This is a genomic window from Pseudoclavibacter endophyticus (genome assembly GCF_008831085.1).
Classification (GTDB): domain Bacteria; phylum Actinomycetota; class Actinomycetes; order Actinomycetales; family Microbacteriaceae; genus Pseudoclavibacter; species Pseudoclavibacter endophyticus.
In genome coordinates this window covers 2,140,219-2,157,337 of record NZ_WBJY01000001.1, presented here as the reverse complement: position 1 = coordinate 2,157,337, position 17,119 = coordinate 2,140,219, and the positions used below count along the sequence as shown (strand labels likewise).

The window sequence follows — 17,119 nt, the reverse complement described above, 5'->3', positions numbered from 1 at the left end:
CGGAAGCTAAGACACTCAGCGCCGATGGTACTGCAGGGGGGACCCTGTGGGAGAGTAGGACACCGCCGGACTTCTTTCACGAAACGCCCGCCCCACGCTTGTGGGAGCGGGCGTTTCGCACTTAACGACCCCGCGCGCGTATACTCGTGCATTCGTCGGCATGTCCGGCGCAACAACTTGACAGCGCATCCCACGGGAGAAGAGGACGTCCACATGGCAGAGAACGACGGCGAGCAGCGCCGGCCCCGCGACGATCGCGGTGGTGAACGAGCCGCCGGCGGTGGGCGGCCCTTCCGCGACAATCCCCGCCGCCAGGGCGAAGGTGATCGGAATCGCGAGGACAGCAATGGCGCTGTCGATCGCCGTGACGGGCAGCGGGACCGCTCGTCGGACCGCAGCCGTGATGGCGGAGGCTCTCCCGGTGGTGAGCGTCGGTTCTCTCGTGATCGGGATGGTGCTGGTCGTGGTGGCGATGGTGAGCGTCGGTTCTCTCGTGATCGGGATGGTGCTGGTCGTGGTGGCGATGGTGAGCGTCGGTTCTCTCGTGATCGGGATGGTGCTGGTCGTGGTGGCGATGGTGAGCGTCGGTTCTCTCGTGATCGGGATGGTGCTGGTCGTGGTGGCGATGGTGAGCGTCGGATCTCTCGTGACCGGGATCGTGACGCCGCAGGTGGCGAGCGGCGGTTCTCTCGCGACGGTCGAACGGACGGTCGAACGGGCGGTCAGCGGTCGGGGGCGGGGTCGCCCCAGCGCCCGGCCCACGGCGAGGGACGCTGGGGTGCCGACCGGCGCGATTCCGGTGGTTCCGGCGGAGGCCGGGCTGGTGCCAGCGATGGGGCACGCGGCGGCTCACGTCAGGGCGGCGAGCGACCGCGTGGCGGTGCGGCCTCGGGAGGGCGCCGTTTCGACGACCGCCGGGGAGTGCCCGATCGCCGCGAAGCACGGGGCGCGCCCCGGGGCGACCGGCGACCGTTCGACGACCGTGATCGCGAGCTCTCGCCAGAGGAGCAGATGCGTCGGGAGCTGCGTCCGGTTCGAGCCGAGCACGATGACCCCGAGATTCCGGCCGGCGTCACGGCCAAGGACCTCCCCTTCGCCGCCCGCGTGCAGCTCAAGACGCTCACCAAGGAGAACGCCGACTTCGTCGCGGAGCACCTCGTCATGGTCGCCATGCTCATCGACAATGACCCGGAACGCGCCCATCAGCACGCGTTGAGCGCGGTCAGGCGTGGTGGGCGCATTGGCATGGTGCGCGAAACGCTGGCGATCACGGCGTATCAGACAGGAGACTTCGCGCTAGCGCTGCGGGAGTTGCGGACCTACCGCCGCATCAGCGGCAGCAATGACCAGCTCGCGCTCATGATCGACAGCGAGCGCGGCCTCGGCCGACCCGACCGCGGGCTCGAGCTCGGACGTAGCGTCGACCTCGCCACGTTGCCGCCCCAGGAGCGCGTCAACGTCGCCATCGCCATGTCCGGGGCACGCCTCGACCAGGGTCAGCCGGAGCTCGCGCTCGCCGAGCTCGAGATCGAGCAGCTCGATGAGCGTCGAGCCTTCCCGTACAGCCCCGCGCTCTTCGGGGCCTACGCCGAAGTGCTGCGCGAGCTGGGCCGGGCGGACGAGGCCGAGCGCTGGGACGCGCTGGCCGTGCGCGCCGGGGACGCACTCGAGGCCGCAGACCACGACGAGCACGAGACGATCGAGGTCGTTTCGGAAGAGCTCGAAGGCGACGAACTCGCGGCGTACCTCGAACAGCATGGCCGAGTGGCTGACGACGACGCCGACGCGGAAAGAGACGCGGATGCGCCGCCTCGGTCGGACGACGCGCTGTCCACCGGAGAAGACGTGGAATCGACGCCTGAGTTCGAGTCGACGCCTGAGCCAGATTCGGATTCGGAGTCGGAGCTTGAGTCCGAGCCGGAGCCGGAGCCGGAGCCGGAGCCGGAGCCGGAGCCGGAGTCGGCGTTGGTGCCGGAGTCCGAGTCGGAACCGGAATCGGCGTTGGTGCGTGAGTCTGTGCCTGAGCTGGCGTCGGAGTCGGGGCCTGAACCCGAGTCGGGGCCTGAACCCGAGTCGGCGTCGGCATCGGACTCGGAGCCTGTGCCGGAGCCGGAGTCTGAGTCGGGGCCTGAACCCGAGCCGGAGTCCGAGCCGGGGCCTGAACCCGAGCCGGAGTCCGAGCCGGAGCCCCGTGCCAAGGAGGAGGGCCCAACGCTCTTCGATCTGTAGTGCCGGCGGGCCCTGCGTGGCCGAGGACGTCGGTGACGCCGTGGCACGCTCGGGTCCACCACCAACCAAACGACGAGAGGACGTCTTATGGGGCTCTTCACTCGGGGCACGGGCATGGGCCCGTCGCCCATCGAGGGCGCCGACCTGGTGCTCGCCGACCTCGACGGGGTCGTGTACCGGGGGCGAAACGCGATTCCGCACGCGGTCGAGAGCCTCCGCGGCATCCGGGCACGCGGCCTCGACGTCGGATACATCACGAACAACGCCGCCCGTACCGACGAGGCGGTCGCCGAGCAGTTGCGCGGCTTCGGCCTCGACGCCGAGCCGCGCAGTGTCGTGACGAGCCCGCAGGCAGCTACGACAATGCTGCGCGAGCACGTCGCCCCCGGCGCCCTCGTGCTGGTCGTCGGCGGCGAGGGGATCGAGCGCGAGCTCGAGCGCGCGGGGTACCGCATCACGAGGTCGGCCGATGACGCTCCGGACGCGGTCATGCAGGGCTTCGCCCGGCACGTCGGCTGGGAGCACCTGGCGGAGGCGGCGTTCGCGCTCGCCCGCGACATCCCCTGGATCGCGACGAACCAGGACTGGACGATCCCGGTGGAACGGGGGGTTGCGCCCGGCAATGGCACGCTCGTCTCGGCCGTCCACACCGCAGTGCAGAAGCTGCCCCTGGTTGCCGGCAAGCCGGAGACGCCGATCTTTGCCGAGGCCGTCCGCCGGTTCGGAGCCACGGCCCCGATCTTCGTGGGAGACCGGCTCGACACCGATATCCGCGGGGCGGCGAAGGCCGGAATGCGCAGCGTGCTCGTCCTTACCGGGATCGACCGGGCCAAGCAGCTGATCGCCGCGCCGCCCGGCGACCGCGCCGACTACATCATCGGCGACCTGCGGGGCCTCGAGCAGCCATACCCGAACATCGAGATCGATGCTCGGCCCGAGCGGGCGACCGCACGCGTCGGCAAGGCGCAGGTGACGGTCGACGGCATCGACGTGCGCATCGACGCCCCCAGCCGGTCGAACCTCGACCTGCTGCGCGCCGCCTGCGCGGCGATCGCGGCCTCGGAGAAGCTCATCTACGCGCTGCGCGTGCCGGAGCGCCTGTATACGGAGCCGGAGGGCGGCTGGATATGAGCGACGAGGGCATGATCGACGAGCGCGAGCCGGATGCGCGGCATCAGACCGGCGCCGAGCGGACCGGGGCTGAGCAGACCGGCGACGATCCGACCGGCGCCGAGCCCGGTGACCGGTTCGCCGACGTCGGCGAACACCTTGCCGAGATCGAGGCCGCCCCGCTGCAGGAACGCGCTGAACGCTACAGCCGTCTGCACGAGCAGCTGACGCGCGCGCTCGACGAGACCTCGTGACGTGCCGGGCGACACGACCGGGGCGTCTCGCCTCGACCAGGCCCTCGCCGGCCGAGGGCTCGCCAGGAGCCGCACCCACGCCGCCAGGCTGATCGAGCTCGGAGCGGTCACCGTCAACGGCGCCGTGGCGACCAAGCCCTCCCTGCGCGTGACCGAGGGTGACACGATCGAGGTGCGCGCCGAGCATCCCGAGCATCGCTACGTGTCGCGGGCGGCCCTGAAGCTGGTCGCCGCGCTCGACGAGTTCGGCATCGACCCGCGCGGTCGCGCCTCCCTCGATGTCGGTGCCTCGACCGGCGGTTTCACGCAGGTGCTGCTCGAACGAGGCGCACGACACGTCATCGCCCTCGATGTCGGGCACGGCCAGCTCGCGGAGCCCCTCGCCGGGCACCCCGACTTGACGCTGCTCGAGGGCGTCAACGCGCGCGACCTCACCCGTGACGGGCTCGACGGGATGCTGCGGGGTTCAGGCAGCGAAAGCCAGGAGGCCGAAGCCGACGACGGCGCCGGTCCCCGCACCCCGCGTGCCGGGGAGCTCGACCTCGTCGTGGCCGACCTCTCGTTCATCTCGCTCCGCCACGTGCTCGGACCCCTGCGCCGTACGGCCGGGGAGGACGCCGACTTCGTCGTGCTTATCAAGCCGCAGTTCGAGGTCGGCAGGCAGGGCGTCCGCGACGGGATCGTGGCCGATCAGCGGCTCGTGGGCGGGGCGGTGTCGGGCGTTGTGCAGCAGGCCTTCGAGGCGAATCTCGGTACGCTCGGCATCATGGCCTCGCCCATTGCCGGCACGCACGGGAATCGCGAATTCCTGGCGCACTTCGCCGCTCGGGGTGAGCATCCGACACAATGGACCGACCGCATCCGCGAGGTCACCGGGGACACCACGAGGGGAGAGCCGACATGAGCGACGCGAACCGCGCGACTCGCCGGCGCATCCTCGTCGTCGCGCACACCGGCCGGGCCGACGCGGTCGAGGCCGGGTTCCGCACCGTCGAGGTGCTCCTCGACCACGGTGTGACGCCCGTGCTCGAACCGGCGGTCGCCGACGCGCTGACGAGCATCGAGCCGGGCCGGCTTCGCAACGGCTGCGACCGCCTCCATGGCCGCGCAGACCACTCCGAGGTCGAGCTGTGCATCGTGCTCGGGGGAGACGGCACGATCCTGCGCGCCGCCGAGATCCTTCGCGAGACGGGCATCCCGATCCTTGGCGTCAACCTCGGCCACGTCGGCTTCCTCGCCGAGAGCGAGCGAGACTCGCTGCCATACGCCGTGAAGCGCGTGCTCGATCGCGACTACGTCGTGGAGCAGCGCATGACCCTCGACCTTACGATCACCAACGCCGCCGGCGACGTCATCGCGCGGGAGTGGGCCCTCAACGACGCGTCGATCGAGAAGGTCAACCGGGCGAAGATGCTCGAGGTCGTCGTCGAGGTCGACGGGCAGCCGCTTTCGAGCTTCGGCTGCGACGGCGTCATCTTCTCGACGCCGACCGGGTCGACCGCCTACTCGTTCTCGGCCGGGGGACCGGTCGTGTGGCCCGAGGTCGAGGCCATGCTCATGGTGCCGATCAGCGCCCACGCGCTGTTCTCCAAACCCGTCATCGTCAGCACGGCATCCACCCTCGCGGTGGAGATCGTGCCGCGAACCGGCGCCGCGGGCGTCATGTGGTGCGACGGTCGCCGCCAGGTCGATCTGCCGCCGGGGGCTCGCATCGAGGCGACGACGTCGTCGCAGCCCGTGACGCTCGCGCGGCTGCACGACGCGCCGTTCTCGCGGCGGCTCGTCGAGAAGTTCCGTCTGCCCACCTCCGGATGGAGAGGACCGGTGCCGCAGTGATCGGCGATATCGAGATCCGCGGTCTCGGCGTCATCGACCACGCCGAGCTTCCCCTCGGAGAAGGCTTCACGGCGATCACCGGTGAGACGGGCGCAGGGAAGACCATGATCGTGACGGCCCTCGGGCTGCTGCTGGGCGGCAGGGCAAAACCCGGCACGGTGCGGACCGGCGCGCCGAAGGCGGTGGTCGAGGGCCGCTGGATCGTCCCGGCCGACGGCGAGGTCGCGGGAGCCGTCGCGGATGCCGGCGGCGCGATCGAGACGTTCGGGATCACGGAGGATGCCCTCGAACTCGGCGAACTGCTCGTGACGCGCCAGATCAGCGCGACCGATGGCCGAAGCCGCGCCTGGCTCGGTGGCACGTCGGTGCCCGCCGCGACCCTCGCCGATCTCGGCGAGCAACTCGTGGTGGTGCACGGGCAGAGCGACCAACTGCGGCTGCGAAGCGAGGGCGCCCAACGTGCGGCGCTCGACGCGTTCGGCGGGATCGAGCTGCTCGCGGTGAGCGAGCGCGTCGCCGACGCGTGGGCGCGCGAGCGCGCGCTGCAGGCCCAGCTCGCAGGCCTCACTGCGGCGCGGGACGAGCGCGTGCGCGAGGCCGAGGCGCTTCGCACCGCCATCGCAGACATCGAACCGGTCGAGCCGAAACCCGGCGAAGACGCCGAGCTGTTGCAGCGCATCGAGCGGCTCGAGCACCGCGAAGAGATCCGCCGCCTCGTCGGCGAGGCGCACGCCTTGCTGCGCGGCGGCGACGAGAGCGCCTCGGAGGGAGTACCGGCGGCGGCCGCGCAGATCGAGGATGCCCGTGCCAGGGTCGAACGCGCCGCGGCGCGCGACAGCGAGCTCGAGTCGGTCTCGGCCGCTCTGACCGACGTGCTCTACGGCCTGGACGACGCGGCGCTCCGGCTCAGCGGATATCTCGACAGCCTCGACCTCGACGGCATCGGAGAGCTCGACGCGCTCAACGAGCGGCTCGCCTCGCTCGTCGACCTCACGCGCCGCTACGGGCCGGCGCTCAACGACGTCATCCGCACCTACGACGACGCCGGCATGCGGCTGATCGAGCTCGAGGGCGACGACGCCCGCCTCGATGAGCTGACCGACCAGGCCCAGACCGCTCGCGAGCTGCTCGAGAGCGAAGCCGCGACGCTGAGCGAGCTGAGGCGCCAAGCGGCGAAGGCGCTCGGCGAGCGCGTGACCGCCGAGCTGACGCAACTGGCGATGCCGGATGCCGTGCTGACGGTCGACGTGCAGCCGACCGAGCACCTCGGCGAGCATGGTGGCGACCGCGTGGCGTTCCAACTGCGACCGCACGCCGGCGCGACGCCCGCGCCGATCCAGCGCGGGGCATCCGGGGGCGAACTCTCGCGCGTCATGCTCGCGCTCGAAGTCGTGCTCGCCGATGCGAACCCCGTGCCGACCCTGGTCTTCGACGAGGTCGACGCCGGCGTCGGCGGCGCGGCCGCGATCGAGATCGGGCGCCGCCTTCGCCGCCTCGCCGGGCACGCGCAGGTCATCGTGGTCACGCACCTCGCCCAGGTCGCGGCCTTCGCGACCAACCACATCCAGATCGAGAAGTCGAGCGATGGCGAGGTGACGACCTCGTCGATCCGCTCGCTCACGGGCGATGCGCGGGTGGCCGAGATCACGAGGCTGCTCTCGGGGCTGCGAGAGAGCGAATCGGGCCGCTCCCACGCCGAAGAGCTGCTCCGGCTCGCCGAGCACGAGACCTCGGCCTGAGCAGGAATGCGAGACACCCGCGGTGAAACCGAGCACCGACCGACGGGTGGGATAGGATTGAAATCCGTGAATGACTCCGCCGCGGAACGCCCAGCGCTGCAACTGCCCCCCGTCAAGCACGTCTTCGTCACCGGCGGCGTCGTCTCCTCCCTCGGCAAGGGCCTCACGGCCGCGAGCCTCGGAAATCTGCTGACCGCGCGCGGAATCCGTGTCGTCATGCAGAAGCTCGACCCGTACCTCAACGTCGACCCCGGCACGATGAACCCGTTCCAGCACGGCGAGGTGTTCGTCACGTACGACGGGGCCGAGACCGACCTCGACATCGGGCACTACGAGCGATTCCTCGACGTGAACCTCAGCCAGTCGGCCAATGTCACGACCGGGCAGGTGTATTCGGAGGTCATCGCGCGCGAGCGCCGCGGCGAGTTCCTCGGCGACACCGTGCAGGTCATCCCCCACATCACCGACGAGATCAAGCGGCGGATGCGCCTGCAGGCCACCGAGGAGCCGCGGCCCGACGTGATCATCACCGAGATCGGCGGCACGATCGGCGACATCGAGTCGCAGCCGTTCATCGAGTCGGCGCGCCAGCTGCGTCACGAGCTCGGCCGCGACAGCGTGTTCTTCGTGCACGTGTCGCTCGTTCCGTTCATGGGCGCGTCCGGCGAGCAGAAGACAAAGCCAACGCAGCACTCGGTGCAGGCGCTGCGCCAGGCGGGCATTCAGCCCGACGCCCTCGTGCTTCGCAGCGACCGGCCCGTGACCGACAGCAACAAGCGCAAGATCGCGCTCATGTGCGACGTGCCGGAGCGCGCCGTCGTCAACACGGTCGACCTGCCGTCCATCTACGACATCCCATCGGCGCTGCGCGATCAGGGCCTCGACGAGTACCTCATCGAGCAGCTGCGCCTCGAGGGCGACGAGTTCGAGTGGTCGGGCTGGGAGCGCCTGCTGAAGGCCGTGCACGAGCCGAAGCACGATGTCACGGTCGCCCTCGTCGGCAAGTACATCGACCTGCCCGACGCGTATCTCTCGGTGACCGAGGCCCTGCGCGCCGGCGGCTTCGCCCACACGACGCGCGTGCAGGTGCGCTGGGTGCCGTCCGACGAGTGCGAGACCCCGGAGGGCGCCGCCCGCCTGCTCAGCGACGTCGACGCCGTCTGCGTGCCCGGCGGGTTCGGCATCCGCGGCATCGAGGGCAAGCTCGGCGCGCTCCGGTTTGCGCGCACCAACGAGATCCCGACGCTCGGCCTCTGCCTCGGCCTGCAGTGCATGGTCATCGAGGCGGCCCGGAACCTCGCCGGCATCGATGACGCCTCGTCGACCGAGTTCGACCCCGAGACGCCCTCGCCGGTGATCGCGACGATGGCCGAGCAGGTCGACGTGCTGCGGGGTGGCGACCTCGGGGGAACGATGCGCCTCGGCCTCTACCCGGCCACCCTGGCCGAGGGGTCGGTCGTCGCCGACGCCTACGGCACCACCGAGGTGACCGAGCGCCACCGGCACCGCTACGAGGTCAACAACGCGTACCGGGAGCAGATCGCCGACACGGGGCTCGTGTTCTCGGGCACCTCGCCCGACGGGACGCTCGTCGAGTTCGCCGAGCTGCCCCGCGACGCGCACCCCTACTATGTGGCGACACAGGCGCACCCCGAGCTCGCCTCGCGCCCGAACCGCGCGCATCCGCTCTTCGCCGGACTCATCGGAGCCGCGCTCGAGCGCCAGCGCCTGCAGCGTCTCGTCGAGGTCGACGACGTCGAGGCCAGCCCGGTCGGTGACGCGCCGGTGGCCGACCAGGTGGTCGTCGAGGGCGCGGATGCCGCGGGCGCGCCGGTCGTGGCCGACGAGTTCCCCGGCGGGCGCGAATGACCGACGGCAGCTTCGCCGACGAGCCCGCCGACGTCGAGATCGCCTCGCGAGAGACGCTGCACGACGGGTACGTGTGGAACGTCGTGAGCGAACGCTTCGTGCTCGGCGGGCAGACGATCACGCGCGAGTTCGTCGACCACACGGGCGCCGTCGCGGTGCTCGCGCTCGATGACGACGACCGGGCGCTCTTCATCCGCCAGTACCGGCACCCGGTGCGGGTGCGCGACTGGGAACTGCCGGCCGGCCTGCTCGACCAGCCGGGCGAAGACGCCCTCGAGGCGGCCAAACGCGAGCTGGCCGAAGAAGCCGACCTCGTCGCCGAGCAGTGGTGGGTGCTACAGGACTTCTTCACGACGCCCGGCGGCAACAACGAGTCGATCCGCGTCTACCTCGCCCGCGGCGTGCGGCCGACGGACGAGGCGTTCGCGCGCACGCACGAGGAGGCCGAGATCGAGCCGCGCTGGGTCGCACTCGACGACGCCGCCCGCGCGGTGCGCGAGGGGCGCATCCACAACGCCTCGACCGTGATCGCGATCTACGCGGCCTGCGCCTCGCGCGCCGCGGGCTGGGCCGATCTGCGGCCGGCCGACGCGCCGTGGCCGACGCGCCCGCCCGGACCCGCCGCCTGATGCTCCGCAGGCGGGTGGCTCGGCGATAGCATCGCCGCGTGCGTGACGCAGGGGCAGGGCCAGGGGCCGCGGCCGCCGATGGCGGCAGCACGGCGGCGCCCGCACTGGCCCGCCAGGTCGAGCGCTACCTGCGGCACGTGACAATCGAACGCGGCCTGTCGCCCAACAGCGTCGCGGCGTACCGTCGCGACCTCGCCCGATACCTCGGCGCGCTGGGCGTGTGGGGCGTTCCGGATGCTCGCAGCATCCGGCGGTCGCACGTCACCGAGTTCGTCGGCCGCCTACACGACGGCGACGCGTCGGCGGGGCATCCGCCCATGAAGCCGTCGTCGGTCGCGCGCGTGCTGTCAGCCGTGCGCGGCTGGCACCGGTTCCTGCTCGACGAGGAACTCGTCGACGAGGACGTCGCGCACGACGTCGCGGCCCCGAAGCAGGTGTCTCGCCTGCCGAAGGCGCTGACGGTCGACCAGGTCGCGGCGATCCTCGACGCCTCGGGCGGCGACGAGCCCGCGCAGCTTCGCGATCGCGCCCTGCTCGAACTGCTCTACGCGACCGGCGCACGCATTTCGGAGGTCGTCGCGCTCGACGTCGACGACCTCGTGCGCGGGGGAGGCGCAGGCCAGCCCACGCACGGCGGCGCCCACGGCGCCACGGATGGTGGCGCCCCGGCCAGTGGTGAGGACGATGCCTCGGCGGCTCGGCCGGCGATGCCGGATCTCGTGCGCGTGCGCGGCAAGGGCGACAAGCAGCGCCTCGTACCGGTCGGGAGCTTCGCACGCCGCGCGCTCGACGCCTACCTTGTGCGTGCCCGGCCGCTGTTCTCGGCGAAGGGGCGGGCGACGCCCGCCCTGTTCCTCGGCGTGCGCGGCGCGCGCCTCTCGCGCCAGAGCGCCTGGCACGTGCTGCACGCGGCGGCCGAGCGTGCCGGCCTCTCGGAGCACGTCTCGCCGCACGTGCTGCGGCACTCCTTCGCGACGCACCTGCTGCAGGGCGGCGCCGACGTGCGCGTGGTGCAGGAGCTGCTCGGGCACGCCTCGGTCTCGACGACCCAGATCTACACCCTCGTGACCGCCGATGCGCTGCGCGACGTGTACCTCACGAGCCACCCGCGCGCGCGATAGCGCCGACCGCGCCCGGTCGTGCCGCCCGTTCCCGGTAGCGTGGCCGGCATGACCTCGTCACCGCCCGAGCAGCATCCGGCGTCATCGACCGCGACCGCCGGATCGGCTCCGTCGTGGCGCGTCGACGGCCTCGACCTGGCCCGCTTCCTCGCGCTGATCGGCATGATGGGCACGCACCTGTGGCTGAGCGACGCCGAGGGAGCGACGATTCCGCTCACGGGAGCGCTCGAGGGCAAGGCCGCGTCCCTCTTCGCGGTGCTCGCGGGCGTCGGCATCGTGCTCGCCACGCGCCGCCACCTCGACGCCGGCGACGCGCGCGCGGCGCGGCTCGCGCTCTTCGGCCGCGGGGCCGCGCTCATCGTGATCGGGCTCGTGCTCGGCATGTTCTCGTTCTACATCCTCGTGATCCTGACGTACTACGGCGTGCTGTTCTGGCTGCTCATCCCGTTCGTGCGGCTGCGCGCGCGGTGGCTGCTGATCGCCGCAGCGGTGTGGGCGATCGTGTGGCCGTTCTGCTCGCACGGACTCCGGCTGCTGCTCGCCACCGATGACTGGCCGATCAAATCGCCGAACCTCGCCGACCTGCTCTCGCCGCACCTGCTCGTCACCGACCTGCTGCTGACCGGCACCTATCCGGCGATCGCGTGGATGGTCTACGGGTTCGTCGGCATGGCGATCGGCAAGCTCATCGTCGAGCGGGTCGGGTCGGTCGGCGTGTCCGGAACCGGCACGGCAGCGGCATTCTCGCCCGATCGCGGCCCGCTTCGTCGACTCGGCGCCCAGCTTGCCCTGTGGGGCGGCGGCGTGGCGGCGCTCGTGACGCTCGTGAACCTCGTGATCGTGCGCTACGTCTACCTCCCGACGCTCGGGTCGGGCGGGACCATGGACGACGGCGCGCCGGGCGGGCTCATGGGCGGCGACTGGGAGTCGGGGGCCGCTGACCCGGCGCAGGCACAACAGATCGAGCTCGAGTCGCTTCGCGAGAACGCGTACGGCACGACGCCCACCGACAGCCTGACGAACCTCTTGTCGACGGGCCCGCACACGAGCACGCCGTTCGACCTGTTGATCACCGCGGGCGTCGCGATGGCGGTCATCGGGGTCTGCATCATCGTCGCGAGTTTCTTCGGCCGACTCGCCGGTCGCATCCTGCTGCCGGTGCTCGGCGCGGGAGCGGCGCCCCTCACCGTCTACGCCGTGCACGTCGTCCTCACGACGGCGCTGCGGCTGCTCGCGCAGGGCTCCGGCGCCGCCGATTCGTGGCTCGCGTCGAGCTGGCAGATCTGGCTCGTCAACATCCTCGTCGCACTCGCGATCGGGGCCGCCATCCGGCTCGCTCGGATGCGCGGCCCGCTCGAGTCACTCGTCACGGCGAGCGGTCGCTGGGCGGCCGGTCTGCGCGGCGCGCGGCGCGGCGCGGCTGTGATGTGACGTTCGCGCGCCTGACCTTCAACTTGAGGTTGAAGCGAGGGCGGGGATGCGCTGGTCGGAGAGGTGCGTCGGTCACCCGGTCGCGGCGTGGCCGTCGTAGGCTCGCGTCCAAGCCGCGAGACGGTCCAGGAGGGGAGGCACGCATGGCTGAGACACGCACAGGCCACAACGTAGCGGGGGCGTCCGCGCCGGGTGCCGCCGCCGATGGCAACGACCTGCCGGAGCTGCCCGGGCTCGAGGTACCGCCGGACCTGCTGAAAGCGCGCACCGGCCGGACCAGGGCAGCCACGCCTCGGTCGGTCTCCGCCGATGGGCCACCGCCCGTCATCGCCGCGCCGAGCCAGGGGCCGCGCAGTTCGAGCGCCGTGTCGACGCAGCGTTACCACCGGTTCGCCGAACCACCCGTCCTGCCCGATCACGGGCCCGCGCGCATCATCTCGATGTGCAACCAGAAGGGCGGCGTCGGCAAGACGACGACGGGCATCAACCTCGCGGCGTCGCTCGCCGAATACGGGCGGCGCGTGCTGTGCGTCGACTTCGACCCGCAGGGCGCGCTCTCGGCAGGCCTCGGGGTCGCGACCCACGAGTGCCCGACGATCTACGATCTGCTCATCGGCCAGCTGAAAGACCCGCACGACGCGATTCAGTCGACCGACTACCCCGGGCTCGACATCATCCCGGCCAACATCGACCTGTCGGCGGCCGAGGTGCACCTCGTCACCGAGGTGGCGCGCGAACAGATCCTCGCCGGGGTGCTGCGCAAGGTGAGCGACGAGTACGACGTGATCATCGTCGACTGCCAGCCCTCGCTCGGGCTGCTCACCGTCAACGCGCTCACGGCCAGCCACGGCGTCGTCATTCCCCTCGAGTGCGAGTACTTCGCGCTGCGCGGCGTCGCCCTGCTCGTCGAGACGATCGACAAGGTGCGCGATCGGCTGAACCCGGCGCTCGAGCTCGACGGCATCTTGCCCACCATGTTCGATGGCCGCACCCTGCACGCCCGCGAGGTGCTCGACCGCGTGTTCGAGGTGTTCGGCGACAAGGTGTTCGACACCGTCATCGGCCGCACCGTCAAGTTCCCGGATGCGTCGGTCGCCGGCGTGCCGATCGTCACGTTCGCGCCCGAGCACACGGCGGCCCAGGCTTACCGTCAGCTCGCGCGCGAGCTCGTCGCCCGTGGCGCCGTCGCCTGAGGCGATCGAGCTCGCCGTCGATTCCGGCGGCAGCGGCGGCCCGACCCCGGGCGTGAGCGGGCGGGACACGGAGGAGTCGCTCGACTTCCGCGTCTCGGTCGGCGTCTTCGACGGCCCCTTCGATCTGCTGCTCACGCTGATCTCGAAGCACGAGCTCGATATCACGGAGATCGCGCTCAGCCGCGTGACCGACGAGTTCATCCGCTACGTGCGCACCCTCCAGCGCGACGAAGAGCTCGAGCGCGCGAGCGAGTTCATCGTTGTCGCGGCGACGCTGCTCGACATGAAGATCGTGAGCCTGCTGCCGCAGGGGGAGTACGTCGATGCCGAGGCCGTCGCCGTGCTCGAGGCACGGGACCTGCTGTTCGCGCGCCTGCTGCAGTACCGCGCCTTCAAGGAGGCCACGGCGTGGTTCTCTGCGCGGCTCGGCATCGAAGACACGCGCACCCCGCGCAACGTGCCACTCGAGCCGGCGCTGCGGGAACGGCTGCCCGAGCTCGTGTGGACGCTGTCCGTCGACGACTTCGCCGCGCTGGCGACCGCCGCGCTCGCACCCAAGCCCGAGCCCGAGGTCGGGCTGAGCCACCTGCATGCGCCCCTCGTGAGCATCCGGGAGCAGGCGGCCGTGGTCATCGAGCGGCTCGCCGACGGAGCGCCGAAGACGTTCGGTGAACTCATCGCGGACGCCGATGCGACGGGCATCGTCGTCGCGCGGTTCCTCGCCGTGCTCGAGCTATATCGGCGTTCGGCGCTCTCGTTCGCTCAGGACGAGCCGCTCGGGGTGCTCACGGTCACGTGGGATGCGGAACGCTGGAACGACGACGACCTTGCGACCCTCGGAGCCGACTTTGACCGCTGAACCCCACGCGCGCGACGAAGCCGTCGATGAGGACGTGCCCGTGCCATCGGGCACGCCCGGCGGCGCGGACGCACCCGTCGATCTCGACCGGGCCATCGAGGCCATGCTCATGGTGGCCGACGAGCCGATCTCGCTCGTGTCGCTCGCCACCGCCACCAGTCGACCCGTCGGCGATGTGCGGGCGGCCGTCGCGCGGCTCGTGAGCGACTACAATGGCGAGACCGGCGGGCCCGTGCGCGGGTTCGAACTGCGCGAGGTGGGCGGGGGCTGGCGCGTGTACTCGCGAGCGGCCTACGACGACCTCGTGGCAGATTTCGTGCTCACGCGCACGCCGACCAAGCTGTCGCAGGCGGCGCTCGAGACGCTCGCCGTCATCGCGTACCGGCAGCCCGTGACGAGAAGCCAGGTGGCACAGATCCGCGCGGTCGGGGTCGACTCGGTCGTTCGCACGCTGGCGGCCAGGGGTCTCATCACGGAGAACGGCCACGACCCCGTCACCGGCGCGACCCGCTACGTGACGACCGACCAGCTGCTCGTGCAGTTGGGAATCAACAGTCTCGATGAGCTGCCGAAGATCTCGCCGCTCCTCGATGACGGGCAGGATGGATTGCATGAGTGAACGACCCGACCGCAGCGGCGGGCCCCGCGGGGGAAGCGGCCGGCGTGACCGCTTCGAGGGCGGCGGCGTACGACGCGGACGCACGCGCTCGGAGCGCGGCGAGCGCGGAAATCGAGGCGAGCTCCCGGAGAGCGCGGAGCGCGCAGATCGCGGCCCGGGGCGCACGGAGCGCGGAGATCGCGACCGGGGACGCACCGAGCGAGGGCGCGGAGAGCGTCCCGAGCGGCGTGAGTATGGGCGTACGGAGCGCGGCGACCGCCCGGAGCGGCGTGAGTACGATCGCGGGCAGCGCGGCGACCGCCCTGAACGGCGTGAGTACGAGCGCGGGGAGCGCCCTGAGCGGCGTGAATACGGGCGTACGGAGCGCGGGGATCGCCCGGAGCGGCGCGAGTACGATCGCTCGCAGCGCAGCGAGCGCCCCGCGCGCCGCTTCGAGGGCCGGTCGTCGCAGAGCAGTAGCTACGACCGCCCCCGAAACAGCACGCGAGCCGGTACCGAACGCTACGACCGTGCCGGCCAGGAGGCCGTTCGCCAGGCTGCCCAACGGCGCCCGGAGGGCGGATACTCGCTCGAGGACTTCACCGATGTTCCGATGCCCCGGTCCGCCGACGGTGCCGGCGTCGATGGGGGGCATACCCGGGACGAGACCGCCCCGGATGCGGACGCCCGCGATGCCGCCGCACGCCGCGCCCAGGACGTCGACGGTTCGATGCGCTTGCAGAAGGCCCTCGCGAACGCGGGCGTCGCCTCGCGTCGCGTGTGCGAGGAGTACATCATCACGGGTCGCGTGACGGTCAACGGCACGACGATCACGGAGCTCGGATCGCGGGTGCACCCGGAGCGCGACCGGATCGAGGTCGACGGCACGCCCGTGCAACTCGACCAGTCGATGCGCTACGTGCTGCTGAACAAGCCGACCGGCGTTGTCTCGACCATGCAGGACGACCAGGGCCGTCCCGACCTGCGCCAGTTCACGCGCGACTACCCGGCCCGCATCTACAACGTCGGTCGCCTCGACGGCGACACAAGCGGGCTGCTGATCCTCACCAACGACGGCGACCTCGCGCACGTGCTGTCGCATCCCTCATACGGCGTCGAGAAGACCTACGTGGCGAAGGTGCGCGGGCGCGTGCTGCCGCAGACGCTGCAGCAGCTGCTCGAAGGCTTCGAGCTCGAGGACGGCTTCATCAAGGCCGATCGGGCCCTCGTCCACGCCGACCAGCCGAGCCACTCCGCCACGCTCATCGAGCTCACGCTGCACTCGGGCCGCAACCGCATCGTGCGCCGCATGCTCGACCACGTCGGGCACCCCGTGCTCGAGCTCGTGCGCCGCAGCTTCGGCCCCTTGCATCTCGGCACGCTGCGCGCCGGTGAGACGCGCGAGCTGACGAACACCGAGATCGGCAAGCTGCTGCGACTTGCGCGACGGGCCGAGCGGCGGCCCGAGGACCGGCCAGAGCGTGAGCGGGAGGACTCCCGCGACGACCGCCGTGGCGGCGGCCGCGGCGACCGCCCCACGAGTGACCGACGCGGCGACCGCCCGGGCCGTGACGACCGCCAAAGCCGTGGTGATCGTCCGGATCGTGGCGACCGCCCGGCTCGTGGCGACCGCCCTGGCGGCGGTGATCGCCCGGCTCGTGGCGACCGCCCTGGCGGCGGTGATCGCCCGGACCGTGGCGACCGCCCGGTCCGTGGCCGTGATGAGCGTGGCGATCGCCCGGGCAGAGACGACCGCCCTGGCCGCGGTGACCGTCCATACCGTGGTGATCGCCCGGACCGGGGCCGTGACGACCGTGGTGACCGTCCGTACCGTGGCGATCGCCCGGTCCGTGGCCGTGATGAGCGTGGCGATCGCCCGGGCAGAGACGACCGCCCTGGCCGCGGTGATCGCCCGGCCCGTGGTGACCGTCCGTACCGTGGCGACCGCCCGGACCGGGGCCGTGACGACCGTGGCGACCGTCCGTACGGTGGCGACCGCCCGGACCGGGGCCGTGACGACCGCGGCGATCGCCCGGGCCGAGATGACCGCCCGGACCGGGGCCGAGACGACCGCGGCGGAGGGCGCGCGGGCGGACGACCAGGCGGCGGACGGTCAGGCGGTGGGCCCGGAGGGCGACCCAGCGGTGGACCAAGGGGTCGCCGCTGACCCGCCCTCGGTTGGGCGCTGACCCTTCAGGGTGGGAATATGGCACCTTGGGCGCCTTCCGCGTCCGGGGCGCCGCACGGCCAC

Annotated in this window: 14 protein-coding genes, 1 rRNA gene and 1 pseudogene; all 16 read left to right on the top strand. The window is 71.6% G+C overall.

The annotated features are described in order from the left end of the window. Positions 1 to 71: ribosomal RNA gene (gene rrf / locus F8O04_RS15345) — 5S ribosomal RNA — on the top strand; the annotation flags it as partial. A 940-nt stretch (positions 72 to 1,011) separates the two neighbouring features. After that, positions 1,012 to 2,229 carry a tetratricopeptide repeat protein gene (locus tag F8O04_RS09700; protein WP_158029006.1) on the top strand — a complete coding sequence of 406 codons (1,218 nt, stop codon included), beginning with the start codon at positions 1,012 to 1,014 and terminating at the stop codon, positions 2,227 to 2,229. Positions 2,230 to 2,316: 87 nt separating this feature from the next. After that, complete coding sequence (locus F8O04_RS09695; RefSeq protein WP_158029005.1) at positions 2,317 to 3,360, top strand: HAD-IIA family hydrolase; 1,044 nt, start codon at positions 2,317 to 2,319, stop codon at positions 3,358 to 3,360. An 11-nt stretch (positions 3,361 to 3,371) separates the two neighbouring features. Then, positions 3,372 to 3,593 (top strand): hypothetical protein, encoded by a 222-nt coding sequence (locus F8O04_RS09690; protein WP_158029004.1) that lies wholly within the window; start codon positions 3,372 to 3,374, stop codon positions 3,591 to 3,593. A 1-nt stretch (position 3,594) separates the two neighbouring features. Further along, positions 3,595 to 4,497, top strand: a complete 903-nt coding sequence (locus F8O04_RS09685; protein WP_158029003.1) for a TlyA family RNA methyltransferase — start codon at positions 3,595 to 3,597, stop codon at positions 4,495 to 4,497. Continuing rightward, positions 4,494 to 5,429, top strand: coding sequence for an NAD kinase (locus F8O04_RS09680; protein WP_158029002.1), 936 nt, complete (start codon positions 4,494 to 4,496; stop codon positions 5,427 to 5,429). Before F8O04_RS09685 ends, F8O04_RS09680 begins: the two co-directional genes overlap by 4 nt. Then, positions 5,426 to 7,168 carry a DNA repair protein RecN gene (gene recN, locus F8O04_RS09675; RefSeq protein WP_158029001.1) on the top strand — a complete coding sequence of 581 codons (1,743 nt, stop codon included), beginning with the start codon at positions 5,426 to 5,428 and terminating at the stop codon, positions 7,166 to 7,168. The genes F8O04_RS09680 and recN overlap by 4 nt, the downstream gene beginning before the upstream one ends. A gap of 6 nt (positions 7,169 to 7,174) precedes the next feature. Continuing rightward, a complete protein-coding gene (locus F8O04_RS09670) occupies positions 7,175 to 9,037 on the top strand; it encodes a CTP synthase (protein ID WP_158029000.1) in 1,863 nt (620 codons plus the stop codon). Next, positions 9,034 to 9,666, top strand: coding sequence for an NUDIX domain-containing protein (locus F8O04_RS09665; protein ID WP_158028999.1), 633 nt, complete (start codon positions 9,034 to 9,036; stop codon positions 9,664 to 9,666). Before F8O04_RS09670 ends, F8O04_RS09665 begins: the two co-directional genes overlap by 4 nt. 38 nt (positions 9,667 to 9,704) lie before the next feature. Next, positions 9,705 to 10,787: a site-specific tyrosine recombinase XerD gene (locus tag F8O04_RS09660; RefSeq protein ID WP_158028998.1), complete on the top strand. Its 1,083-nt coding sequence runs from the start codon at positions 9,705 to 9,707 to the stop codon at positions 10,785 to 10,787. A gap of 48 nt (positions 10,788 to 10,835) precedes the next feature. Continuing rightward, positions 10,836 to 12,218: a heparan-alpha-glucosaminide N-acetyltransferase domain-containing protein gene (locus F8O04_RS09655; RefSeq protein WP_158028997.1), complete on the top strand. Its 1,383-nt coding sequence runs from the start codon at positions 10,836 to 10,838 to the stop codon at positions 12,216 to 12,218. A gap of 143 nt (positions 12,219 to 12,361) precedes the next feature. Then, the gene (locus tag F8O04_RS09650; RefSeq protein ID WP_225734954.1) at positions 12,362 to 13,411 is read left to right on the top strand and encodes a ParA family protein; all 1,050 of its coding nucleotides are present in this window, start codon (positions 12,362 to 12,364) and stop codon (positions 13,409 to 13,411) included. Further along, on the top strand, positions 13,395 to 14,270 hold the full coding sequence (locus F8O04_RS09645) for a segregation and condensation protein A (RefSeq protein ID WP_225734953.1): 876 nt from the start codon (positions 13,395 to 13,397) through the stop codon (positions 14,268 to 14,270). The genes F8O04_RS09650 and F8O04_RS09645 overlap by 17 nt, the downstream gene beginning before the upstream one ends. Continuing rightward, on the top strand, positions 14,260 to 14,889 hold the full coding sequence (scpB, locus tag F8O04_RS09640; protein WP_225734952.1) for an SMC-Scp complex subunit ScpB: 630 nt from the start codon (positions 14,260 to 14,262) through the stop codon (positions 14,887 to 14,889). Before F8O04_RS09645 ends, scpB begins: the two co-directional genes overlap by 11 nt. Positions 14,890 to 15,598: 709 nt before the next feature. Further along, positions 15,599 to 16,354 (top strand): annotated as a pseudogene (locus F8O04_RS09635) (pseudouridine synthase); the annotation flags it as partial. Positions 16,355 to 16,436: 82 nt separating this feature from the next. Then, positions 16,437 to 17,057, top strand: coding sequence for a hypothetical protein (locus F8O04_RS14835; protein WP_188726475.1), 621 nt, complete (start codon positions 16,437 to 16,439; stop codon positions 17,055 to 17,057). The last annotated feature ends 62 nt before the right edge of the window (positions 17,058 to 17,119 follow it).